Origin of the sequence: Pelagibius marinus (assembly GCF_014925385.1) — a bacterium.
Taxonomy (GTDB): Bacteria; Pseudomonadota; Alphaproteobacteria; order Kiloniellales; family Kiloniellaceae; genus Pelagibius; species Pelagibius marinus.
In genome coordinates, this window is the sequence record NZ_JACSDK010000001.1 from 634,518 (window position 1) to 654,598 (window position 20,081).

Here is a 20,081-nt window from a genome sequence, read left to right on the forward strand (position 1 = left end):
CTTTGCGGGCTGCTTTTCTGAGATATTGCGTTGCAGGTGTGGCAGGTGGTCAAACGGCCGTCGTCCAGCCCGCTACTCCCGCCACAGCTCCGGCCGCATGAGGCTGTCGCCGCAGATGACGCTGCCGCGCAGCCTGCCGAGGACGACGCCGTTCAGCGCCTGCACCCTCCAGGCCTCGGCGTGTTCTTCGGGGATGGGGTAGGGGGCGGCGAGCCCTTGGCGTCCCGCCGCCTGGAAGCCGAAGCGGTTGTAAAAGGCGGGATCGCCGAGCACGAAGACCAGGGCGACGCCGCGCTCGCGCAGCCGCGCCAGGCCCGCTTCGATCAGCCGGCCGCCGACACCCCGGCCCTGCGCCTCGGGCAAGACGGCGAGCGGCGCCAGGATCGCGGCGGCGCAGTCGCTTGCCGGACCGGTGAGACGCACCCTGGAGAACAGCACATGGCCCAGGACCTTCCCGTCGTCCTGCGCCAGCAGCGACAGGGTCGGCGCGGCCGTGGGGTCGGCCAGTATGGCGCGGGTCAGCTCGGCTTCCTCTGCCTGGCCGAAAGCCGCCTCTTGAAGGCGCATCACGGCGGGCAGATCGTCGGCCGAGGTCTCTCGTATCTGCATGGCGGGGCCTGTCGAGGCTCGGGAAAGGGGATTTCAAGGCAGAGCAGCCTGCGCACCGCTTTCGGGAAGGGATGGCTGCAGGCTAAGATAGCCGAAAAGCAACCTGACAAGAACCGCGCTCGGGAAAGGCCTGCAGGACAATGGAAATGACAATCGAAAATCTTGAGAACGCCGGCAAGCGGCCGGGCCGCGGCGTCTAAGTCATGCCGGACCGGCTGACCCTCTTTGATCTCTCCGGCCGCGTGGCGCTGGTCACCGGTGGTTCCAGCGGCATCGGCCGGCGCCTGAGCGAGGCGCTGGCGGGCGCCGGGGCCTCGGTGGTGCTGGTCGCCCGCCGCGCCGAACAGCTGGGCGAGGCCGTGGCCGCCATCAAGGCGGCCGGCGGCGCGGCGACGGGCCTGGCCCGCGACCTGGCCGATCCGGCGCAGATGGAGGAGGTGGCGCGGGCGGCGGCCGGCGACTTCGGGCCGCCCGACATCCTGGTGAACGCCGCCGGCATCAACCTGCGCGAGGCGCCGGAGGCCATCACGCCCGAGAGCTGGGAGCGCACCATCACCCTGAACCTCACTATTCCCTTCTTCCTGGCGCGGGCCTGCGTGGCGGGCATGAAGGAAAAGGGCGGCGGGCGCATCGTCAACATCGCCTCGCTGCAGTCCGAGCGCGCCATGCCCAACGGCATGGCCTACGGCGCCTCCAAGGGCGGGGTGGCGCAGCTCACCCGCGCCATGGCCGAAGCCTGGTCCGGTGACGGCATCACCGCCAACGCCATCGCCCCGGGCTTTTTCCCGACCGAGCTGACCGGGGCGGTCTTCGAGGACGAAGAACGGGTGGCGGCCCTGGCGGCACAGACCGCGATCGGGCGCAACGGCCGCCTGGAGGATCTGGACGGCATCGCCATTTTCCTGGCCTCCGCCGCCTCGGCCTACGTTACCGGGCAGATCGTCTATGTCGACGGCGGCTTCACCGCCAAGTGATCCGGCGCAATTGACCGGACCGGCCGGCAGCCTATCTGGAAGGGAAAGCCTCTTGGCCCAATCGGCGGAGCCTGCGCTATGCCTATGACGCCCCCCCGTTCGCTGTTCTTCGCGCTGCTGGCGTTCTTCGCCGGACCTTTCACCGGCCCGGCGGCGGCTGCGGACCCGGCGGTCTCGGCCTACGACTTCGTCTTCACCTCCATCGAGGGCCAGCCGCTGCCGCTGTCGGACTTCGAGGGCAAGGTAGTGCTGCTGGTGAACACCGCCTCGCGCTGCGGTTTCACCCCGCAGTACGAGGGGCTGCAGGCGGTCTGGGAACGCTACCGCGACCGGGGGCTGGTGGTCCTCGGCGTGCCGTCGAACGACTTCGGCGGCCAGGAGCCGGGCAGCGAGGCGGAGATCAAGCAGTTCTGCGAGGTGAACTTCAACGTCGACTTCCCGCTGACCAGCAAGGAACACGTGGTCGGCGAGGAGGCCCATCCCTTCTACCGCTGGGCGGCCGCGCAGCTCGGCTTCGCCGCCAGGCCGCACTGGAACTTCCACAAGTATCTCATCGGGCCCGACGGCCAGCTGGTCGACTGGTTCGCCACCACCACCAAGCCAACCGCTTCCAAGGTCACGCGTGCCATCGAGACGCAACTCGCCAGGGCTGCCGAGCCGGCGAGCTGAACCGCCACTGTTGGCCGGGCCTAGTGGGCCAGGGCGTTGTCCAGCAGGGTCTTCGCGGCGTCCTTGGCCTGGGCCGCGGCGGCGCGGCAGCCTTCGACCTGGGCGGCGACGATGGCGCCTTCCTTCAGCACCAGAAGCTGGCGGGCCAGCAGGGCCGGGTTGTCGGCGCCGCCTTGCGCGGCCAGGCTCCGCAGGTGGTCGTAGATCAGCGCCTTGTGGGTTGCCGCCTGGGCATGGATGGGGTGGCCCGGCTCCTGGAACTCCGAGGCCGCCTTGATGAAGAGGCAGCCGCGAAAGCCCGGCTCCTCGAACCATTCCTCCAGCGCGTCGAACATGGCCAGCATCTGGCCGCGCGGCGTCTTGCCCAGTCTTTCCATGCGCCCGAACAGCCAGTCTCGGAACTGCGCGTCGCGCCGCTGCAGCACCGCGAGGATCAGGGCTTCCTTGCTCTGGAAGTGCTTGTACATGGACGTCTTGGAAATGCCGGTCTCTTCCACCAGGCGGTCCATGCCGGTGGCATGGAAGCCGTTGGCGTAGAACGCCTTCAGCGCCTTGTCGACCAGCTCGTCACGTTTCGTCGGGCGCATGGGACTTCCCCCTAAACCATTTCCGTCAGTATAGCCGCTTCCGGTCGCCGTCGCTGTCGCCAAGGCGCCGCGCGCGGCGGATTTCCTTGACAGGGTGTACCGATCTGTACATATAGGCGCCCAGAGTGTACCGATCTGTGCACTTTATGCAATCCTCCCGGAGCGCCGATCATGGAGACTGGAAGACCGCCCCTGCCGCCCTTCACCGAAGAGACGGCCAGACAGAAGGTTCGCCTGGCAGAGGATGGCTGGAACAGCCGCGACCCGGCGAAGGTCGCGCTGGCCTACACCGAGGACAGCCGCTGGCGAAACCGGGCCGAGTTCGTCACCGGACGCAGGCAGATCGTCGACTTCCTGTCCCGAAAGTGGGCGCGGGAGCTGGACTACCGCTTGATCAAGGAACTCTGGGCTTTCACCGGGAACCGCATCGCCGTGCGCTTCGCCTACGAGTGGCGTGACGACAGCGGTCAGTGGTACCGCGCCTACGGCAACGAGAATTGGGAATTCGAGGCCAACGGCCTGATGCGCCGCCGCCTCGCCAGCATCAACGACTTGCCGATTGCCGAAGGCGAGCGCAAGTTCCGCTGGCCGCAGGGACCGCGTCCGGCGGATCATCCTGGCCTGTCCGATCTCGGCCTCTAGCCCTTTGGCGGTTGCGTTGCGGCGTCGCCGGGCGGGCCTATACTCATGCGCATGAGCGATGCCGCCAAGACGCCGGGGCCAAAGAAAGCCCCCCTGTTGCCGGTCGACGCCGAGGCGCGGCGCTTGGCGAAGGACCTGCTGCGCCGGGCGCGCCACGGGGCGCTGGCGACCCTGGACCCGGCGACGGGCGAGCCCCTGGCGACGCGCACGGCGCTGGCCAGCGACATGGACGGGGCGCCGGTCGTCCTGACCTCGACCCTCTCGGCCCACACCCAGGCGCTGCTGCAGGACCCGCGCTGCTCGATCCTGGTGGGGGAGCCGGGCAAGGGCGATCCGCTCGCCCATCCGCGCCTGACCGTCATCGGCAGGGCCCGGCGCGTTGAGGCGGGGGAGACGCGCGAGCGTCTGAAGTGGCGCTATCTGGCGCGCCATCCCAAGGCGGAGCTCTACGTCGATTTCGCCGACTTCAGCTTCTGGCGCCTGGAGGTCGCGCGGGCCAGCCTCAACGGCGGCTTCGGGCGCGCCTACGCCATGACCCCCGAAGACGTGCTGACCGATATGAGCGGGCTGGAAGGCCTGCGGGATTTCGAAGCGGGCGCCGTCGCCCATATGAACGAAGACCATGCCGAGGCCGTGGCGCTCTATGCCCGGGCCTTCTGCAAGGCGCCGGCGGGGAATTGGGTGCTGACCGGCCTCGATCCCGAAGGCCTCGACCTCGCTCTGGGCGACCGCGTCGAGCGTCTCTGGTTCGAGCAGCCGCTGACGGCGGCGGAGGAGATGCGACCCTTGCTGGTGCGTCTGGCCAAGGAGGCGCGGGAGAAGCTCGGCGGCGCCTAGGCGCCGCCTTCAACGGCCTTCCGTGCAGCCGATCCCGTTCAGCTGGGCCGGAAAATCATGGTGATTTCCGGGAACAGCAGCACCAGCGTCAATATGATGAGCTGCAGGCCGATGAAGGGCAGGAAGCCGCGGAAGATATCCGGCAAGGTGATGTGCGGCGGCGCCACCGATTTCAGGTAGAAGGCCGCCGGGCCGAAGGGCGGGCTGAGGAAACTCACCTGCATGTTCACGCAGAACAGGATGCCGAACCACACGGCGACGAAGCTCGGCGCGGCGGCCAGCGCGCCGGTCAGCCCCAGTTCCTCCACCGGCAGCTTCAGTACGATGGGCAGGAAGACCGGCATGACCAGCAGCACGATGCCGACCCAGTCCATGACGGCGCCTAGGATCAGGAAGATCACCATCATCATAAGCAGGATGCCGAAAGTCGGCAGCTCCGTGCCGATGATCAGGTTGGCCACGTAGGTCGGGCCGCCGGCGATGGTGTAGGCGCCGGCCAGCGCCGTGGCGCCGAAGGTGATCCACAGGATGGTGCCGGTCGACTTCCAGGTGCGCATCAGGGCTTCCTTGAACAGGAGCCATGACATCTCGCCGCGAATGACGATGATCAGCAGCACCGCGACCACGCCCATGCCGGCGGCTTCGGTGATTCCGGTGAAGCCGCCGTAGATAGATCCCAGGACGACACCGACCACAAAGAGCGGCGCGATAAGCCCCGGCAGGGCGCGCAGCCTGTCGGCCATGGTGACGTCCTCGCCGCCTTCCGGCAACGGCGCCTGTTCCGGGTTCATCTGGGTACGGAAGATGATGTAGGCGATGTAGCAGCCGCCGAGGATGAAGCCGGGCACGAAGGCGGCCTTGAAGAGGGCATGGATCGAGGTCTCGGTGACCAGCCCGTAGATGATCAGCACGATGGAGGGCGGGATCATGGTGCCCAGGCTGCCGGAGGCGCAGATGGTGCCGATGGCGAGGTTCTGGTTGTAGCCGAGGCGCAGCATGTTGGGCAGCGCGATGAGCCCCAGCAGCACGATCTCACCGCCGATGATGCCCGACATGGCGGCCATGATGATGGCCATGATGGCGGTGACGATGGCGATGCCGCCGCGGGTGCGGCTGAGCCAGACGTTGAGGCTGTCGAACATCGCCTTGGCGATGTTCGATCTCTCCATCAGACAGGCCATGAAGATGAACAGCGGCACGGATATCAGCACGTAGTCGGTCATCAGGCCGTACATGCGCTGGGCCAGGATGTTCAGCGGCCCGGTACCGAAGGAGCGGAACAGCAGGTCCGGTCCGAACTTCATCATCAGGACGGCGACGGCCAGGAAGCCGGAGGCGAAGCCCAGCGGCATGCCGATCGCCAGCAGAACGAAGATCCCGACGAGCAGGATCAGTGATATCGTTCCGATATCCATAGACTGTCATTCCCCCCAGCGCGACCGACTTCAAGGTCAGTCGACGTGTTCTTCCAGCACTTCCTCGGCGAGGTCGTGAACCTGTTTTTCTTTCTTCCAGTCGACGATCAGGTTCATCACCGCCTGGATCGCAATCAGCGTGATGGTCAGCAGCACCAGCGGTTTCATGGTGGCCGGGATCGGCGGATCCCAGGCGGTGCCGAAGGTCTCCCAGCGCATCAACTTGACATAGGCCTCGTTGAATCCGCCCCAGACGATGCCGGCAGCGAAAAGAACGATCAGCAGCGTTGAGATGGCATCGAAGGCGCGCTGCCAGTTGCGCGGCACCATGTCGTAGAGAATGAAGATGCGGATGTGGCCGCGCTGCTGCATCACGTAGAGCCCGGCCAGCAGGTAAACGGCGCCGGCGGTCCAGAGCGACATCTCGTTGACCCAGAGCGTGGGCTTCTCGAAGACGTAGCGCATCACCACTTCGTAGAACATGATGGCGACGATCAGCGCCACCAGGAACATCGCGACCCGGCTGATGCCGACGCTGATGCGGTCCATCCAGCTTTCGATAGGGTGTTCGACCATCTGCAGTCCCCTGGCTGCTTGGGTGCCTGAGGCGAGGCGTGGAGTCGCCGCAGCATAGCACAGCACGTTGCAAGAGCGGGCCCCGCAGGTCTTCGACCTGGGGACCCGCCTTGCCGGTTCAGCGATCGGTGATTATTTCACCAGGCCGAGGGTCTTCAGGAAGGCGACGTGGCTGTCAACCAGCGCGCGCGCTTCCGGGGTCTTGTCCGCCCAGCCCTGCCAGGCGCTTTGCGCCGCATTGCGGAAGGCCGCGCGGTCCTCTGCAGACCAGTCGTAAAGATTGACGCCCTTCTCCCGCAGCATGGCGGCGGCCTCGTTGTTCTTCACCTCGAAGGTGAGGGCCGTCTGGAAGGCCAGCTTCTGCATCGCCACGTCGATGATGCGCTGCAGGTCTTCCGGCAGGGCGTCCCAGGCGTCCTTGCGGATGGCCAGATGGTCGGACGGCATGGAGTGGAAGCCGGGATAGGTCGCGTGTTCGACCAGATCGTAGAGGCCCAGGCCGACGTTGTTGGCCAGGCCCGAGGCGTCGGCGCCATCGATGATGCCGGTCTCAAGCGCGGTGAAGATCTCGGTGAAGTCCATCACCACCGGCGAGGCGCCCAGATTGGCGAAGATCTCGGTCTCCAGGCCCGGCGGCGAGCGGAACTTCCAGTCCTTCAGATCTTCAGGGCCGCGGAGCGGCTTGGAGGAGGACATGGATTCCTGACCGTAGATCCACCAGCCGATGAGCTGCATGTTGTATTCGTTGTAGAGTTCGTTGGCTGCCTTTTCGCCGCCGCCATAGTAGAACCAGGCGTACTGCTGCCAGGGCGTGTCGTAGCCGCCCATGATGTCGCCGACGAACTGGAAGGCGGGGTTCTTGCCGGTCTGGTAGGCGCCACCGGTCATGTCGCCGTCCAGGATGCCACTGGCCGCGGCGTCGAAGGTCTCGACCGACTTCACCACCGAGGAGGAGAAGAACATCTCGATATCGAGGCGGCCGCCCGACATGGTCTCCACGTCGTCGACGAACTGTTGGGCCAGCTTGCCGGAGGTGGTCTCCGGGGCGTAGTGGGTCTGGATGCGTAGCGTGTAGTCCGCCGCATAGGCTGACGAAAGGCCAAGCACAGAGGTCGCCGCCGCGACTGCGGCGAATTTCAGCACCTTCATTAGTTCCTCCCAGTTCTTCTGCTTCTTGCGCGATACATCGCCGCGCGGGCTATGGCACGAGTCCCCCGTGCCTTCGAAGGGTGAGCCTAAGCCAATCGCGGCGCGACGACAACACGAACTTGGTATCGCTACCATCAAGGCGGTGCAAGGGCTGTCGCCGACGGGGTGACGGCGCCGCCCCGAGTGCCCGCGCCGAGCCCCGGCCCGCGCCGTCGCCGCGGTGGAGAGGGACGGGCGAGGGGGCGGAACCGGCAAATCTCCTCTGGAGCCGACCGTCAAAGCGTGATAGGAACTGCGAATGCCAATGACTCGCAATCTCATTTAGAGCCGATCGGGGGCGGGCGCCGGGCGGAGGCGGCCAGGATAGCGCCGGATAAATGGCGGAAACCGGCGGATTGTGGAGGGGGATCGTGTGACCCTGCGTCAGCACAGGAACGCAGCGCGGGGCGCCGCGCCCTTCATCAAATAGGGTCTCTCGGAGGCGCGAAGCGCGGGAAGGTTTGTTGCTGCGATGAGCGAAATTCTCGAAAACGCTGCCTCGGCGGCGGCCGGGCTGCCGGACCGCCTGAACGAGTTCCTGCAGGCCGGCGGTCCGGTGGTGCTGATCCTGCTGGCCTGTTCGGTCGTGGCGCTGGCCATCGTGCTGCTGAAGCTGTGGCAGTTCCAGGCACTGCGTGCCCGCGACCGCCTGGCCGCGCAGCGCGCCGTCACCCTGTTGCGCGCCGGCCGACCGGCGGAGGCGCTCAGCCTGCTGGCGGGGCGGCGCGATCCCGTCGTCGGGGTGCTGGCGCGGGCCATTCGCGGCCGCCAGCGCCGCGACCTGCCGGAGGCGACGGTGCGCGAGGAGGTGCTGCGCAGCGGCAACGAGGTGATCGAGCTGCTGCGCTCGCACCTGGGCGCCCTGGAGGTGATCGGCGGCGTCGCGCCGCTGCTCGGGCTCTTCGGCACCGTGCTGGGCATGATCGGGGCCTTCCGCCGCCTGGCCGAGGCGGGCGACCGGGTGAACCCGGCGGTGCTGTCGGGCGGCATCTGGGAAGCCCTACTGACGACCGCCGTGGGCCTGGCCGTCGCCATTCCCGTCGTCGTCCTCTGCAACTGGTTCGAACGGCGCGTGGAGCGCGTCGCCCACGAAATGGAGAACCTGGTGACCCAGGTTTTCACCCAGGATCTCTCGCCCGCTTCGGAAGGTCACCATGACAGTGCCGGCCTCCGCCTCGCTGCCGCCGATTGAGGGGACGCCGATCCGGGGGCTGGGCGCCACCGCTTTCGGCGGGGCGCCGCGCCGGCGCGCGCGCATCGGCCTGACGCCGCTGATCGACGTGGTCTTCATCCTGCTGGTCTTCTTCATGCTGGCCTCCAGCTTCCTCCAGGACCGGGCCATTCAAGTCGACGCTCCGGCCGCCAGACTGGCCGGCGCTTCCCCGGAAGGCGCGCTGCTGCTGGAGCTCCGCGCCGACGGCCTGCGGCTTTCCGGCCGGCCGCTCAGCGAGGCGCGGCTCGCCGAGGAACTGCGGGCCCATGCCGCCCGCAATCCGCGCCAGCGGGTCATGCTCCGGCCGGCCCCGGGCGTCTCCCTGCAGCGGGCGGTGAGCCTGCTGGACCTGGTGCTGGCGGCGGGCCTGCCGGAGGTTTCCTTTGCTGGTGCGGGCGCTGGCGCCGGACCGGCGGGTTGAGGAGGCACGTCATGCGGTTTCGTCGCCCGACCCGCAAAGCCGACAGCGAGGAGCGCGTGCTGCCGCTCATCAACGTCGTCTTCCTGTTGCTCATCTTCTTCATGCTGGCCGGCCGCCTCAGCGAGGCCGAGGTCTTCAAGGTCACGCCGCCGGTTTCGGCGGGCGCCGGGGGGGCGGGGCCCGCCGGGGGGGGCGGGGCGCAGCGGGTCCGGCTGCCGCGCGCCGCCCACGGCCGCCTGGCGCTGAACGGTGAAGCGGTCGACCCGGCGGCGCTGAAGTCGGAGCTGGCCGCGCGCTACGGCAGCACCGCCAGGCTGCCGGTGACCTTGAAGGCCGATGCCGCGGCGGAGGCGCTGGATGTGATCGCGGTCATGGAACGCCTGCGCGCCGCCGGTGTCGGCGAGCTGGAGCTGCTGGCCCAGGCGCCCGAGAGGGCGCCCCGGGCGATGCCGCAGGGCGCGCGGCCATGATCCTCGCCGGACGCGCCTGCCGCGCCGGCGCGCCCCTTCGCGCCGGACATTGGGGGCTGGCTCTCGGCGTCGCCCTGACGCTCCACGCGGCGCTGGCGCTGCTGCTGTTCCAGCCGCCTGCACCGGGCGCCCTGGCCGGCGGGCGGGGCGGTATCCAGGTGGGGCTCGGTCCGGCCGGCGGCGCGGCGGGCGCGCCCGGCACCACGTCGGTCGAAGAAGCGCCCGGTGTCGAGGACCCCTTGCCGCAAGCGCGGGATATCCTGCCGCCGTCCGCCGAGGTGCGGCCCCCTGAGGCGGCGCCCCCGGAACCGCTGCAGGACGCCGCCGTCGCCGAGGCAGCGGCGGGCGCCACGCCTCCTGAGGAAACCCCCATTGTGGGAGCGCCCGTCGACGCAGCGCCGGTCGACGCAGCGCCGGTCGAGGAGGCTGTCGCGGAGGCGGCGCGCAAGACGCCCCCGAAGCCTGTCGTGAAACCGCGCGCCAGGTTGAAACCCCGGGCCGTGGCGGCGCCGAGCGAACCTGATCGGCAGGTCCAAGCCGAGCCTCAACCCGCGCCGCAGCCGGCAGGCCCGCAGACGGCAGCAAAAACCGCCGGGCCGTCCGGCGCGGCGCCGGCGCAGGGCAGGCCGGGCGCGGCGGTGAACGGCACCAACGGCAAGGCGGGGACCGGCGCGACGGCGGCGGCGGGTACCGGCAAGAGTTCGGGCGGCGGCGGCACGCCGGGGGACTATATCGACTACAAGCAGCGGATCATGTCCTGGCTGGAGCGGCACAAGGAATACCCGCGGCGCGCCAAGCTGCGCCGCCAGGAAGGCGCGGCTCATCTGGTCATCGCGGTCGACGGCTCAGGCAAGCTGCTCGACTACCGCATCGACAAGAGCGCCGGCTACAAACTGCTGGATCAGGAGGTCGTCGCCATGGTGCAGCGTGCCCAGCCACTGCCCGCCGCGCCTTCGGGGGCTGGGACGGCACGCTACGAGTTCAGCTTCCTGGTCGACTTCGGCCTTCGGTGAGAAGGACTGCGGTGGGCGTCGCCGCTCCGGGGGCGTTCAGCCTTCCGCGGCAGCCCGCCCGGGGCTGATCTGCGCCGGGCCGCGGGCCAGCACCCGCGCCGCCGGCAGGCGCAGCACCGCCGTGGTGCCTTCGCCGAGCACGCTTTCCAGGTGTAGTGAGCCGCCGTGCAGCTCCACGAAGGAGCGGGCGATGGGCAGGCCCAGGCCGGTGTTCTTCACGCCGCCGGCGAAGCTGGCGTTGTGCTCGTAGGGGCGGAACACCAAGTCCAGCTTGCTGGCGTCGATGCCGATGCCGTTGTCGGTGAAGCGCACCTCCAGGCCGCCGTCCCCGCCCGCCCCGTCCAGGCGCAGCGCCACGGTAATGCGGCCCTGCTCGGGCGTGAACTTGGCCGCGTTCGACAGCAGGTTCAGCGCCACCTGCTTCATCAGGCGCGCGTCGGCCAGCAGCGGCACTTCCGGCAGCGGGCAGTCGAGCGTCATCTCCTTGCCGCTGCCCTGGTTGGTGGCGGCGACCATCTGCAGCGTTTCGTTCAGCAGTGCGCGCAGGTCGATCTCCGATTCCTGCAGCATCATCTTGCCGGCTTCGATCTTGGCCAGGTCCAGCAGGCCGTCGATGAGTCCCAGCAAGTGCTGCGCCGAGGTGTTGATGTCGGTGATGTATTCCAGGTAGCGCTCGTTGACCGGCCCGAAGACGCCGAGGCGAATGATGTCCGAAAAGCCGAGGATGGCGTTCAGCGGCGTGCGCAGCTCGTGGCTCATGTTGGCCAGAAACTTCGACTTGATGCGGTTGGCGCGCTCGGCTTCGTAGCGCGCCTCGATCGCTTCCTCGTTGCTGCGCTCCAGGGCGGCGGTGCGCTGGCGCACGCGCTTTTCCAATTCCGAATTGAGGCTCGCCAGGCGGGCCTCCGCCTGCACGCGACCGGTGATGTCGGTTTCCGTCACCACGATGACCCCTTCGCCGGTGCGCGGGTCGCGGCCGCTCTGCGCCTGGACCTGGTGCCAGCGCGGCCCCTGGGCGGTGCGCACCTTGAGGTCGCGCGAGAAGGGATGCCCGCCGGCTATGCTCTGGCGCAACGCTTCGGCGACCAAGCGGTCGCCGAGCTGGCGGTCGAGGTCGCTGTGCGCATCGTCCTTCTTGTCGTCGCTCTTGCCGAAGGTGTCGATGGCGGCCGGGTTGCGCGACAGCAGGCGCCCTTCCAGGGAGAAGGTGCTGACCATCAGCGAGGTGTAGCGCGTCGCCTCCAGAAGCCGCAGCGTCTCCTCGTTGCTCTGCAGGTCCAGCGGCGCAGAACTCTCGATCAGCACGGCGTCGCGGCCGTCTTCGATGACGATCGGCGACATCGCCAGCAGGACCGTCACCGGCATGTCGTTGGGATAGAGGGTCCAGGTCTCGCTCGCCACCTCGCCAGGCGACGTCTTGCTGATCACCTGGGACAGGCGCTGGCGCACCGCCTGGTTGTCGCTGCCGAAGTCGCGTGCCAGCAGTTCCTCCAGGCTATCGGCGCGCCAGAACTGCACGGCGCGGCGGTTGGCCCACCACATGGCGTGGCGCTCGACGTCGAAGATCCAGACCGGCGTGCTCAGCAGGTCAAAGCTTGCGAGTTCCTCGTGCTTTGAAAAGTGCTGTTTCGCTGTAGAACCCATGAAGGCTCAAACCCCAGGATTGATCGGCGGCGAATTTGGCCGGGCACCCTGTCCGAGCTCCCGGCGGCGGAAATTTTATGCGGCCTCACGAAGGCGGGGCATTCTGACCGATTGAATAAAATTTTCGGTATTTGAGTATGTTGCCGCCGCCGCTGAATGAGGAGCCATTTGCCTCGCGCGGCTATGGCGAGTCAAGTGCGCAAAGGCCGCAGGTCGACCGGTCGCTTTCCGCGCTTTCGATTCGGCCCCGGAATCCCGGCGACTTGGTGGTTCATGCAGCTGTCACTTTTTCGTCAAACCGGGGTCACCCGGCAGGGTTAAGAAACCGGATTCATGACCCTGCCGTGACCGCCATGCGATTCCTGTCCCCCACACCCGATTTCACCTACGCGACTCCCGAGGATGCGGCCTGGCGCCGCCGGGTCATCCACGGCATCGAACAGCTCACCGGCAAGCCCCGTCTGTGGCGACTCTATGCCGACTACTGTCGTACTCCGGCGGCGCAGGACTTCTTCGCCGAGGCGGTCGAGCGCCTGGCGCTGACCGTCTCTTTCGAGCGCCGCGACCTGGCGCGCATTCTGCGTGAAGGCCCACTGGTCGTTGTGGCCAATCATCCCTTCGGCGTGGTCGACGGCATCGTGCTCGGCTACCTGCTTTCGCGGGTGCGTCCGGACTTCCGCATTCTCGTCAACTCGGTGCTCTACCGTCTGCCGGCGCTGCAGCCCTTCCTGCTGCCCATCGACTTCGCCGAAACGCGCGCGGCGCAGGCGACCAACCTGGCGAGCCGCCGCCGGGCGCGCGCCGACCTCGCCGCCGGGCGGGCCGTCGCCATCTTTCCCGGCGGCGCCGTCTCGACCGCGGCCTCGCCCCTGGGCCGCGCCGTCGATCCGGCCTGGAAGCCCTTTGTCGGCCGCCTGGTGCAGGAAAGCCGGGCGAGCGTGCTGCCGGTTTTCTTCGAGGGGCAGAACAGCCGCGTCTTCCAGTGGGCCAGCCGGGTCTCCATGACCTTGCGACTCTCGCTGCTGTTCCACGAGGTGGTGAACAAGATGGGCAGTGAGGTGCAACTGCGTATCGGCGCACCCTTGACCTATGGCCAGCTGGCACACTTTCGGGACCGCCGCGCGCTGACCGACCATCTGCGCAATCTCACCTACGCGCCTCAGCACGAGGAGGTGACCTCCTTCATGCCGCCCTTCGAGCCGCCGCTGGGACCGGTCTTCCACCTGCGTTGAAGCAGGCCGAAGTCATGGCGTTTTGTATGAGGCTTCGGATCTCGCGGCGCGTGAAACTTGACAGCTTCATCTCCTGCGATCATAACAGGCGCGAATTTCGCGGCGACAGGCGCCGCAACCACGACAAACCTGTGACGAGTGACATGGAAACGGTCTGCCACATCATGCAGAGAAAACTGCCAGACGCCGGCGCTTTATATGCGCTGCGCGCAAGCGCGTTCAATCTGCCGTGCTTGGGAGTGGGCCGTCCGGTCATGCTGTAACCGCAGCATCACAGCCGTAGTCGACGAACCCTCCCGCAGCCGTGCGCCGGGAGGGTTTTTCTTTGCCCAGAAGCTCCCGGATCGTGACGGCGAGAGACGATAACCGCCGAAGACAAGGAGCAGGATCATGGCGGAGTACGAGACTTTCGAGACCGGCCGGGCCCCGGTAAAGGCCTGGGTCAAGGGTGTTCCGGTGGAGGAGGCCGCGCGCCGCCAGCTGGAGAACATCGCGCGCCTGCCGTTCATCCACTCCCACGTGGCGGCCATGCCCGACGTGCATCTGGGCAAGGGCGCCACCGTCGGCTCGGTGATCGCCACCAAGGGGGCGATCGTGCCGGCGGCGGTGGGCGTCGATATCGGCTGCGGCATGATGGCGATGCGTACCTCGCTCAGCGCCGCGCAGCTTCCCGACAGCCTGGCTGCGCTCCGCTCGGACATCGAGCGGGCGGTGCCGCACGGCGGCATCGGCGTGAAGGGCGGCTGGAAGGAGGGTATCCCCGATTCCGTCGGGCGGCGCTTTATCGCCAGCGGCCTGGCCGATCGCCTCGCGGTGATCGAGGGCAAGCACGAGAAGATCACGGGGGCGAACCACGTGGTCCACCTCGGCACGCTCGGTACCGGCAACCACTTCATCGAGGTCTGCCTCGATGAGGAGCAGCGGGTCTGGGTGATGCTGCACTCCGGCAGTCGGGGCATCGGCAACCGGATCGGCAGCTACTTCATCACCCAGGCGCGCGAGGCCCTGCTGCGCCGTGACGGCGCGGCCTCGGTGCCCGACCGCGACCTCGCCTGGTTCGAGGAGGGCGAAGCCCTCTTTGACGACTATGTCGAGGCCGTGCACTGGGCACAGGACTTCGCGCGGGCCAACCGCGAGGTGATGATGGAGCGGATCCTCCGGGTTCTGCGCGATCACTTCCCGGCCTTCCGTGTCGAGAAGGAAGCCGTCAACTGCCACCACAACTACGTGGCACGCGAGCGGCACTTCGATGCGGATGTCTGGGTGACGCGCAAGGGCGCGGTGCGTGCCGGCGACGGCGAGCTGGGGATCATCCCCGGCTCCATGGGCGCGCGCTCCTACATCGTCCGGGGGCTCGGCAAGGCCGAGTCCTTCTGCTCCTGCTCCCACGGGGCGGGGCGGACGATGAGCCGCTCGGAGGCCAAGCGCCGCTTCACCCTGGCCGACCACGCCGCCGCCACCGAGGGCGTCGAGTGCCGCAAGGACCAGGGGGTCATCGACGAGACCCCCCAGGCCTACAAGGACATCGACGCCGTCATGGCCGCCCAGCGCGACCTGGTGGCGGTGGAGCACACCCTGAAGCAGGTGCTCTGCGTGAAGGGATGATACCCGGACCGGCGGCCCAAGCCCAGAAACCTGGGGAACGCCGGCCCGGAACGGGGCCGGCGGATCTTTCCACCGCCGGCCCCGGAAGAGGAAAGAACGAGCAAAGCCATGACACCCCTTACGACCATCGCGCGGAACACCCGCGCCCTGATCGGCGAGAAGCTCGATGCAATCGAGCGGGAGCACGAGGTGCGCCTGCTCTTCGCGATCGAATCGGGCAGCCGTGCCTGGGGCTTCCCCTCGCCGGACAGCGATTACGACGTGCGCTTTGTCTATCTGCACCGGCCGGAGTGGTATCTCTCGGTGCAGGCGCGCCGCGACGTCATCGAACTGCCCATCGAAGGCGACCTCGACATCAACGGCTGGGACCTGAAGAAGGCCCTGCAGCTGTTGATCAAGCCGAACCCGGTACTCCTGGAATGGCTGCGCTCGCCCATCGTCTACCGCGCCGACGGCGAGGCGATGGTGAAGCTGGCCGACCTGGCGGAGCGCACGGCGCATCTGCGGCCTTCGGCCCATCACTACCTCCATCTCTGCGCCAGCCAGTACGCGCGCTTCATCGCCGGCAAGGACTCGGTGAAGTTGAAGAAGTACTTCTACGTGCTGCGCCCGGCGCTGGCGCTGATGTGGCTGCGCGCGCATCCTACGCGCCCGCTGCCCATGAACCTGGGCGCGCTGCGGGCCGGGCTCGACCTGCCGCTTGCGCTCTCGCAGTTCCTCGACGAGCTGCTGGCGCGCAAGGCCGAAACGCGGGAGCTGGGCGAAGGTCCGCGCCTGCCGCTGCTCGACCGCCTGATCGAGGCGGAGATCGCCGCGGCTGAGGCCTCACTGCTGGAGCTCACCGCGCCGCCGCCCGACCTCCACGCGGCGGCCGACGCGCTGTTCCGCGACATGGTGCTGGAGAGCCGCTGATGCTTCTAACTATTGAGACGACTCACCGTCCGGCCACGGATCTCGGGTTCCTGCTGCACAAGAATCCCGACCGCTTGCACGAGAAGAGCTTGTCCTTCGGCCGGGCGGTGATGTGCTTTCCGGAGGCGGACGAGGACCGTTGCCGTTTCGCGCTCACCGTCGAGGTCGACCCCATCGGCCTGGTGCGCGGCCGCGCGCCGGGGGCGTCCCTGCACGACCACTATGTGAACGATCGGCCCTATGCCGCTTCTTCGTTTCTCTCGGTTGCCATCGCCCGGGCTCTGAACACGGCCTTTGCCGGCCGCTCGAAGCATCGCCAAGAGCTGGCCGAGACGCCGATCCCGCTTGCGGTCACGGTCCTGCCGCTGGCCGCGCGTGGCAGCGAAGATCTCGCCAAGCGCCTTTTCGAACCGCTTGGCTACGAAGTCGAAACCCTGGCCCACGCCTTGGACCCGGCCCTGCCAGATTGGGGCGCCAGCCCCTATATCACGCTGCGCTTGGAGGGAAGTCTCACGCTGCGGGAGCTGCTGACGCACCTCTATGTGCTGGTGCCGGTGCTCGACAACTCCAAGCACTACTACGTCGACGACGACGAAGTGGAGAAGTTGGTGGCCAAGGGCGCGGGCTGGCTGGAGCAGCATCCGGAGCGCGACTTCATCGTCAACCGCGCGCTGAAACGCCGGCGCCGCCTGGTGCGGGAGGCCTTGGCGCGCCTGACCGAAGAGGACGAGGCGGACGATGCCGACGAGCCGGCGCGCCAGGACGAGGCTGAGGACGCCCTGGAGCGGCCGATCCGCCTTAACGACCTGCGCATGGCGCGGGTGACGGAGGTTCTCGCGGCGTCTGGTGCGCGGCGGGTGGTCGACCTCGGCTGCGGCGAAGGGCGCCTGCTGCGCGAGCTGCTGGCGAGCCGCCAGTTCGAGGAGGTGGTGGGCGTTGACACGTCCTTGCGCAGCCTGGAGCGCGCGTCGCAGCGCCTGAAGCTCGACCGTATGCCGGAACGCCAGGCGGCGCGGCTGAAACTGCTGCATGGCGCCTTGACCTATCGCGACCGGCGCCTTGAAGGCTATGACGCCGCGGCGCTGGTCGAAGTGATCGAGCACATCGACCAGGACCGGCATCCGGCCCTGGAGCGCGCCCTTTTCGAATTCATGGCGCCGCCCCTGGTCGTTGTGACGACACCCAACCGGGAATACAACGCGCTGTTTGAGAACATGCCGGCAGGTGCACTGCGCCACGGCGACCACCGCTTCGAGTGGACGCGCGCGGAGTTCGAGTCCTGGGCGCACGGCGTCGCCGAGCGCTTCGGCTACGCGCTGCACCTGGAGGGCATCGGCGAGGTGCATGCCGAGCTCGGGGCACCGACACAGATGGCGATCTTTGAAAGGGGGCGGCAGTGAAGACCATCAATCTGCCGGAATTCTGCCTGGTCGTGCTGATCGGTCCTTCGGGGGCCGGCAAGTCGACCTTTGCTCGCAAGCACTTCCTGGCAAGTGAGGTGATTTCCTCGGATTTCTGCCGCGGGCTTGTGGCTGATGACGAGAACGATCAATCCGTTACCGGAGCGGCCTTCGATCTGGTGCACTTCATCGCGGAGAAGCGGTTGCAGGGTCGCCGCCTCGCGGTGATCGATGCCACCAACGTGCGCAGCGAGGACCGGGCCAGCTACGTCCGTATTGCCCGCAAATTCCACGCACTGCCTGTGGCCATCGTTCTCAATCCGGGCGAGTCTGTTTGCCAGGAGCGCAATGCCGCTCGGCCGGACCGACAGTTCGGACCGCATGTAGTGCGCAATCACATCCGAGCGCTGAAGCGCGGCATCCGCAAGCTGCAGAAGGAGGGCTTCCGCCAAGTGCACGAGTTCCGCAGCAGCGAGGAGATCGAAGTCGTCGAGATTTCACGCCAGCCGTTGTGGACCGACAAGCGCGCCGAGTCCGGCCCCTTCGACATCATCGGCGACATCCACGGTTGCTGCGACGAGCTGGAAAGCCTGCTCGCCGGGCTCGGCTATGAGGTCCACTTCGAGGGAGAGGGCGAGGCGCGGCGCTGCACTGTCGCCGCGCCGGCCGGGCGGCGCGCGGTCTTCGTCGGCGATCTCGTCGACCGCGGGCCGCGCTCGCCTGACGTGCTGCGTCTCGTCATGTCGATGGTGCGGGCGGGAACGGCCTTTTGCGTGATCGGCAATCACGAGAACAAGTTCCTGCGCTGGCTGAACGGGCGCAACGTGAAGCCAACCCATGGCCTGGCGGAGACCATCGCCCAGATGGAGGAAGAGCCCGAGAGCTTCCGCGAGGAGGTGCGGACCTTCCTGGACGGCCTGCTCAGCCACGCCTGGCTCGACGGCGGCAAGCTGGTGGTGGCCCATGCCGGGCTGCGCGAGGACATGATCGGACGCGCCTCGGGTGCCGTGCGCTCCTTCTGCATGTACGGCGAGACGACTGGGGAGACCGACGAGTTCGGCCTGCCGGTTCGCTACAACTGGGCCGCCGACTACCGCGGCAGGACCACGGTGGTCTACGGTCACACACCGGTCCCAGAAGCCGAATGGTTGAACGACACCATCTGCATCGATACCGGCTGCGTCTTCGGCGGCAAGCTGACGGCTCTGCGCTGGCCGGAGCGCGAGCTGGTTTCGGTGCCTGCGGTCCGCACCTACTTCGAGCCGGCGCGCCCGCTGCAGCCGCAGGCTAAGGCCCGTGAGGCCCAGGCGGAAGCCGACGACATGCTCGACCTGGAGGACGTGCGCGGCAAGCGCCAGATCGAAACCCGCTTTGGGGGGCGGATGACGATCAACGAGGCCAACGCCGCCGCGGCCTTGGAGGCGATGACGCGTTTCGCGGTCAATCCCAAGTGGCTGGTCTACCTGCCGCCGACCATGTCGCCGTCGGAGACGAGCCGGCGCGAGGGCTTGCTCGAGCATCCGCTGGAGGCCTTCGACTACTTCCGTAAGGAGCAGGTCGCCACCGTGGTCTGCCAGGAAAAGCACATGGGCTCGCGCGCGGTCATGGTTGTCTGCCGCTCGCCCGAGGTGGCGCAGGCCCGCTTCGGCACCCTGGGGCCGGAAAGCGGCGCCATCTACTCGCGCACCGGCCGCGATTTCTTCCTGGACGGCGAGAAGACGGAGGCGGTGCTGGCCCGCGTGCGGCAGGCGGCGGACCGCGCCGGTCTGTGGGACAGCCTGGAAAGCGACTGGTTCGTGCTCGATGCGGAGATTATGCCCTGGTCGGCCAAGGCGCAGTCGCTGCTGCGCGTGCAGTACGCACCCGTCGGGGTCGCGGCAAGTATGGATTTTGCCGCGCGTGCCGAGGTCTTCCAGGCCGCGGCGGCGCGCGGCATCGATGTCGAGGATCGCGACCTGACCGCCTTGCGCCAGTTCGCTCTTGCCGGGCGCTATGCCGCTGCCTGGCGCCGCTACTGCTGGCCGGTGGAGAACCTCGACGACTATCGCATCGCGCCCTTCCACCTGCTGGCCAGCGAAGGCGCGGTCCACACGGACAAGGATCACCGCTGGCATATGGCGCAACTGGCCGCGCTGACCTGTGGTGATGATCCGCTGCTCATGGCGACATCGCATCGCTTCGTCGATCTGGACGATCCCGAGGCGGTCGACGGAGCCGTCTTCTGGTGGGAAACGATGACCGAGGCGGGCGGCGAGGGCATGGTGGTAAAACCTCTCGACTTCTTCGCCAAGGGGCCGCGCGGCTTCGTGCAGCCGGCGGTCAAGTGCCGCGGCAAGGAGTACCTGCGCATCATCTACGGGCTGGACTATGACCAGCCGGGAAACCTGGAGCGTCTGCGCAACCGGGGACTCGGGCGCAAGCGCGCGCTGGCGCGCCGTGAGGCGGCCCTGGGACAGGAGGCGCTGGAGCGCTTCGTCGCCGGCGCACCGCTGCGCCGCGTGCATGAGTGCGTCTTTGCCGTGCTGGCCTTGGAGAGCGAACCGGTCGATCCTCGCCTTTAAGGGTCTGCCTGCTCCTTAAGAGGTAGCGGCGGCTCTTTGGCGCTAGGCTGCTTGACGGCGCGGGGCGATTGGCCGGACACTCTTCCCAATCCACAAAGAACAGCGACGGGGAA

The 20,081-nt window shown here is 67.9% G+C and carries 20 protein-coding genes; 14 read left to right on the top strand and 6 right to left on the bottom strand.

Annotated features, from left to right (window positions below):
- Window positions 1-72: 72 nt before the first annotated feature.
- Window positions 73-609 carry a GNAT family N-acetyltransferase gene (locus tag H7X47_RS03090; RefSeq protein ID WP_193367126.1) on the bottom strand — a complete coding sequence of 179 codons (537 nt, stop codon included), beginning with the start codon at window positions 607-609 and terminating at the stop codon, window positions 73-75.
- 203 nt (window positions 610-812) lie between these two features.
- On the opposite strand from H7X47_RS03090, the gene H7X47_RS03095 reads away from it, so the two are divergent.
- Complete coding sequence (locus tag H7X47_RS03095) at window positions 813-1,583, top strand: SDR family NAD(P)-dependent oxidoreductase (RefSeq protein WP_193367127.1); 771 nt, start codon at window positions 813-815, stop codon at window positions 1,581-1,583.
- A gap of 84 nt (window positions 1,584-1,667) precedes the next feature.
- On the top strand, window positions 1,668-2,252 hold the full coding sequence (locus H7X47_RS03100; protein ID WP_193367533.1) for a glutathione peroxidase: 585 nt from the start codon (window positions 1,668-1,670) through the stop codon (window positions 2,250-2,252).
- A 20-nt stretch (window positions 2,253-2,272) separates the two neighbouring features.
- On the opposite strand, the gene H7X47_RS03105 is transcribed toward H7X47_RS03100, so the two are convergent.
- A complete protein-coding gene (locus H7X47_RS03105) occupies window positions 2,273-2,839 on the bottom strand; it encodes a TetR/AcrR family transcriptional regulator (RefSeq protein WP_193367128.1) in 567 nt (188 codons plus the stop codon).
- A gap of 171 nt (window positions 2,840-3,010) precedes the next feature.
- Between H7X47_RS03105 and H7X47_RS03110 the strand changes: the two genes are divergently transcribed.
- Both H7X47_RS03110 and H7X47_RS03115 read left to right on the top strand, forming a co-directional pair.
- Window positions 3,011-3,481 (top strand): nuclear transport factor 2 family protein, encoded by a 471-nt coding sequence (locus H7X47_RS03110; RefSeq protein WP_193367129.1) that lies wholly within the window; start codon window positions 3,011-3,013, stop codon window positions 3,479-3,481.
- Window positions 3,482-3,526: 45 nt separating this feature from the next.
- A complete protein-coding gene (locus tag H7X47_RS03115; protein WP_319633514.1) occupies window positions 3,527-4,318 on the top strand; it encodes a HugZ family pyridoxamine 5'-phosphate oxidase in 792 nt (263 codons plus the stop codon).
- Window positions 4,319-4,356: 38 nt separating this feature from the next.
- On the opposite strand, the gene H7X47_RS03120 is transcribed toward H7X47_RS03115, so the two are convergent.
- The 3 genes from H7X47_RS03120 to H7X47_RS03130 form a co-directional block, all read right to left on the bottom strand.
- A complete protein-coding gene (locus tag H7X47_RS03120; RefSeq protein ID WP_193367130.1) occupies window positions 4,357-5,733 on the bottom strand; it encodes a TRAP transporter large permease in 1,377 nt (458 codons plus the stop codon).
- Window positions 5,734-5,769: 36 nt separating this feature from the next.
- Window positions 5,770-6,309 (bottom strand): TRAP transporter small permease subunit, encoded by a 540-nt coding sequence (locus tag H7X47_RS03125; protein ID WP_193367131.1) that lies wholly within the window; start codon window positions 6,307-6,309, stop codon window positions 5,770-5,772.
- A gap of 132 nt (window positions 6,310-6,441) precedes the next feature.
- Window positions 6,442-7,458, bottom strand: coding sequence for a TRAP transporter substrate-binding protein (locus H7X47_RS03130; protein WP_193367132.1), 1,017 nt, complete (start codon window positions 7,456-7,458; stop codon window positions 6,442-6,444).
- Between the two features lie 511 nt (window positions 7,459-7,969).
- Between H7X47_RS03130 and H7X47_RS03135 the strand changes: the two genes are divergently transcribed.
- The 4 genes from H7X47_RS03135 to H7X47_RS03150 are packed head-to-tail and all read left to right on the top strand — an operon-like array spanning window position 7,970 to window position 10,614.
- On the top strand, window positions 7,970-8,689 hold the full coding sequence (locus H7X47_RS03135; RefSeq protein ID WP_193367133.1) for a MotA/TolQ/ExbB proton channel family protein: 720 nt from the start codon (window positions 7,970-7,972) through the stop codon (window positions 8,687-8,689).
- A complete protein-coding gene (locus tag H7X47_RS03140) occupies window positions 8,652-9,131 on the top strand; it encodes an ExbD/TolR family protein (RefSeq protein ID WP_193367134.1) in 480 nt (159 codons plus the stop codon). The genes H7X47_RS03135 and H7X47_RS03140 overlap by 38 nt, the downstream gene beginning before the upstream one ends.
- A gap of 11 nt (window positions 9,132-9,142) precedes the next feature.
- Window positions 9,143-9,601: an ExbD/TolR family protein gene (locus tag H7X47_RS03145; RefSeq protein WP_193367135.1), complete on the top strand. Its 459-nt coding sequence runs from the start codon at window positions 9,143-9,145 to the stop codon at window positions 9,599-9,601.
- A complete protein-coding gene (locus tag H7X47_RS03150; RefSeq protein WP_193367136.1) occupies window positions 9,598-10,614 on the top strand; it encodes an energy transducer TonB family protein in 1,017 nt (338 codons plus the stop codon). Before H7X47_RS03145 ends, H7X47_RS03150 begins: the two co-directional genes overlap by 4 nt.
- Window positions 10,615-10,650: 36 nt before the next feature.
- On the opposite strand, the gene H7X47_RS03155 is transcribed toward H7X47_RS03150, so the two are convergent.
- Window positions 10,651-12,258, bottom strand: coding sequence for a sensor histidine kinase (locus H7X47_RS03155; RefSeq protein ID WP_193367137.1), 1,608 nt, complete (start codon window positions 12,256-12,258; stop codon window positions 10,651-10,653).
- A 353-nt stretch (window positions 12,259-12,611) separates the two neighbouring features.
- Here H7X47_RS03155 and H7X47_RS03160 point away from each other — a divergent pair, with 353 nt between their 5' ends.
- The 6 genes from H7X47_RS03160 (at window position 12,612) to H7X47_RS03185 (ending at window position 19,968) form a co-directional block, all read left to right on the top strand.
- Window positions 12,612-13,490, top strand: coding sequence for a lysophospholipid acyltransferase family protein (locus H7X47_RS03160; RefSeq protein WP_193367138.1), 879 nt, complete (start codon window positions 12,612-12,614; stop codon window positions 13,488-13,490).
- A gap of 50 nt (window positions 13,491-13,540) precedes the next feature.
- Window positions 13,541-13,753, top strand: coding sequence for a hypothetical protein (locus H7X47_RS03165; protein ID WP_193367139.1), 213 nt, complete (start codon window positions 13,541-13,543; stop codon window positions 13,751-13,753).
- Between the two features lie 127 nt (window positions 13,754-13,880).
- The gene (locus H7X47_RS03170; protein ID WP_193367140.1) at window positions 13,881-15,095 is read left to right on the top strand and encodes an RtcB family protein; all 1,215 of its coding nucleotides are present in this window, start codon (window positions 13,881-13,883) and stop codon (window positions 15,093-15,095) included.
- A gap of 108 nt (window positions 15,096-15,203) precedes the next feature.
- Window positions 15,204-16,007 (top strand): nucleotidyltransferase domain-containing protein, encoded by an 804-nt coding sequence (locus tag H7X47_RS03175; protein WP_193367141.1) that lies wholly within the window; start codon window positions 15,204-15,206, stop codon window positions 16,005-16,007.
- Window positions 16,007-17,407, top strand: a complete 1,401-nt coding sequence (locus H7X47_RS03180) for a 3' terminal RNA ribose 2'-O-methyltransferase Hen1 (protein WP_193367142.1) — start codon at window positions 16,007-16,009, stop codon at window positions 17,405-17,407. Before H7X47_RS03175 ends, H7X47_RS03180 begins: the two co-directional genes overlap by 1 nt.
- Entirely contained in the window at window positions 17,404-19,968 is a 2,565-nt protein-coding gene (locus H7X47_RS03185; protein WP_193367143.1) for a polynucleotide kinase-phosphatase, read from the top strand. Before H7X47_RS03180 ends, H7X47_RS03185 begins: the two co-directional genes overlap by 4 nt.
- Window positions 19,969-20,081: the final 113 nt, after the last annotated feature.

Excerpts from the sequence above, each read along its gene's own strand:
- H7X47_RS03120 (WP_193367130.1), bottom strand. The coding sequence starts at position 5,733 with ATGGATATCGGAACGATATCACTGATCCTGCTCGTCGGGATCTTCGTT.
- H7X47_RS03145 (WP_193367135.1), top strand. The coding sequence starts at position 9,143 with ATGCGGTTTCGTCGCCCGACCCGCAAAGCCGACAGCGAGGAGCGCGTG.
- H7X47_RS03180 (WP_193367142.1), top strand. The coding sequence starts at position 16,007 with ATGCTTCTAACTATTGAGACGACTCACCGTCCGGCCACGGATCTCGGG.
- H7X47_RS03135 (WP_193367133.1), top strand. The coding sequence starts at position 7,970 with ATGAGCGAAATTCTCGAAAACGCTGCCTCGGCGGCGGCCGGGCTGCCG.
- H7X47_RS03170 (WP_193367140.1), top strand. The coding sequence starts at position 13,881 with ATGGCGGAGTACGAGACTTTCGAGACCGGCCGGGCCCCGGTAAAGGCC.
- H7X47_RS03175 (WP_193367141.1), top strand. The coding sequence starts at position 15,204 with ATGACACCCCTTACGACCATCGCGCGGAACACCCGCGCCCTGATCGGC.
- H7X47_RS03160 (WP_193367138.1), top strand. The coding sequence starts at position 12,612 with ATGCGATTCCTGTCCCCCACACCCGATTTCACCTACGCGACTCCCGAG.
- H7X47_RS03090 (WP_193367126.1), bottom strand. The coding sequence starts at position 609 with ATGCAGATACGAGAGACCTCGGCCGACGATCTGCCCGCCGTGATGCGC.
- H7X47_RS03100 (WP_193367533.1), top strand. The coding sequence starts at position 1,668 with ATGACGCCCCCCCGTTCGCTGTTCTTCGCGCTGCTGGCGTTCTTCGCC.
- H7X47_RS03105 (WP_193367128.1), bottom strand. The coding sequence starts at position 2,839 with ATGCGCCCGACGAAACGTGACGAGCTGGTCGACAAGGCGCTGAAGGCG.
- H7X47_RS03110 (WP_193367129.1), top strand. The coding sequence starts at position 3,011 with ATGGAGACTGGAAGACCGCCCCTGCCGCCCTTCACCGAAGAGACGGCC.
- H7X47_RS03155 (WP_193367137.1), bottom strand. The coding sequence starts at position 12,258 with ATGGGTTCTACAGCGAAACAGCACTTTTCAAAGCACGAGGAACTCGCA.
- H7X47_RS03125 (WP_193367131.1), bottom strand. The coding sequence starts at position 6,309 with ATGGTCGAACACCCTATCGAAAGCTGGATGGACCGCATCAGCGTCGGC.
- H7X47_RS03095 (WP_193367127.1), top strand. The coding sequence starts at position 813 with ATGCCGGACCGGCTGACCCTCTTTGATCTCTCCGGCCGCGTGGCGCTG.
- H7X47_RS03130 (WP_193367132.1), bottom strand. The coding sequence starts at position 7,458 with ATGAAGGTGCTGAAATTCGCCGCAGTCGCGGCGGCGACCTCTGTGCTT.
- H7X47_RS03150 (WP_193367136.1), top strand. The coding sequence starts at position 9,598 with ATGATCCTCGCCGGACGCGCCTGCCGCGCCGGCGCGCCCCTTCGCGCC.
- H7X47_RS03115 (WP_319633514.1), top strand. The coding sequence starts at position 3,527 with ATGCGCATGAGCGATGCCGCCAAGACGCCGGGGCCAAAGAAAGCCCCC.
- H7X47_RS03140 (WP_193367134.1), top strand. The coding sequence starts at position 8,652 with ATGACAGTGCCGGCCTCCGCCTCGCTGCCGCCGATTGAGGGGACGCCG.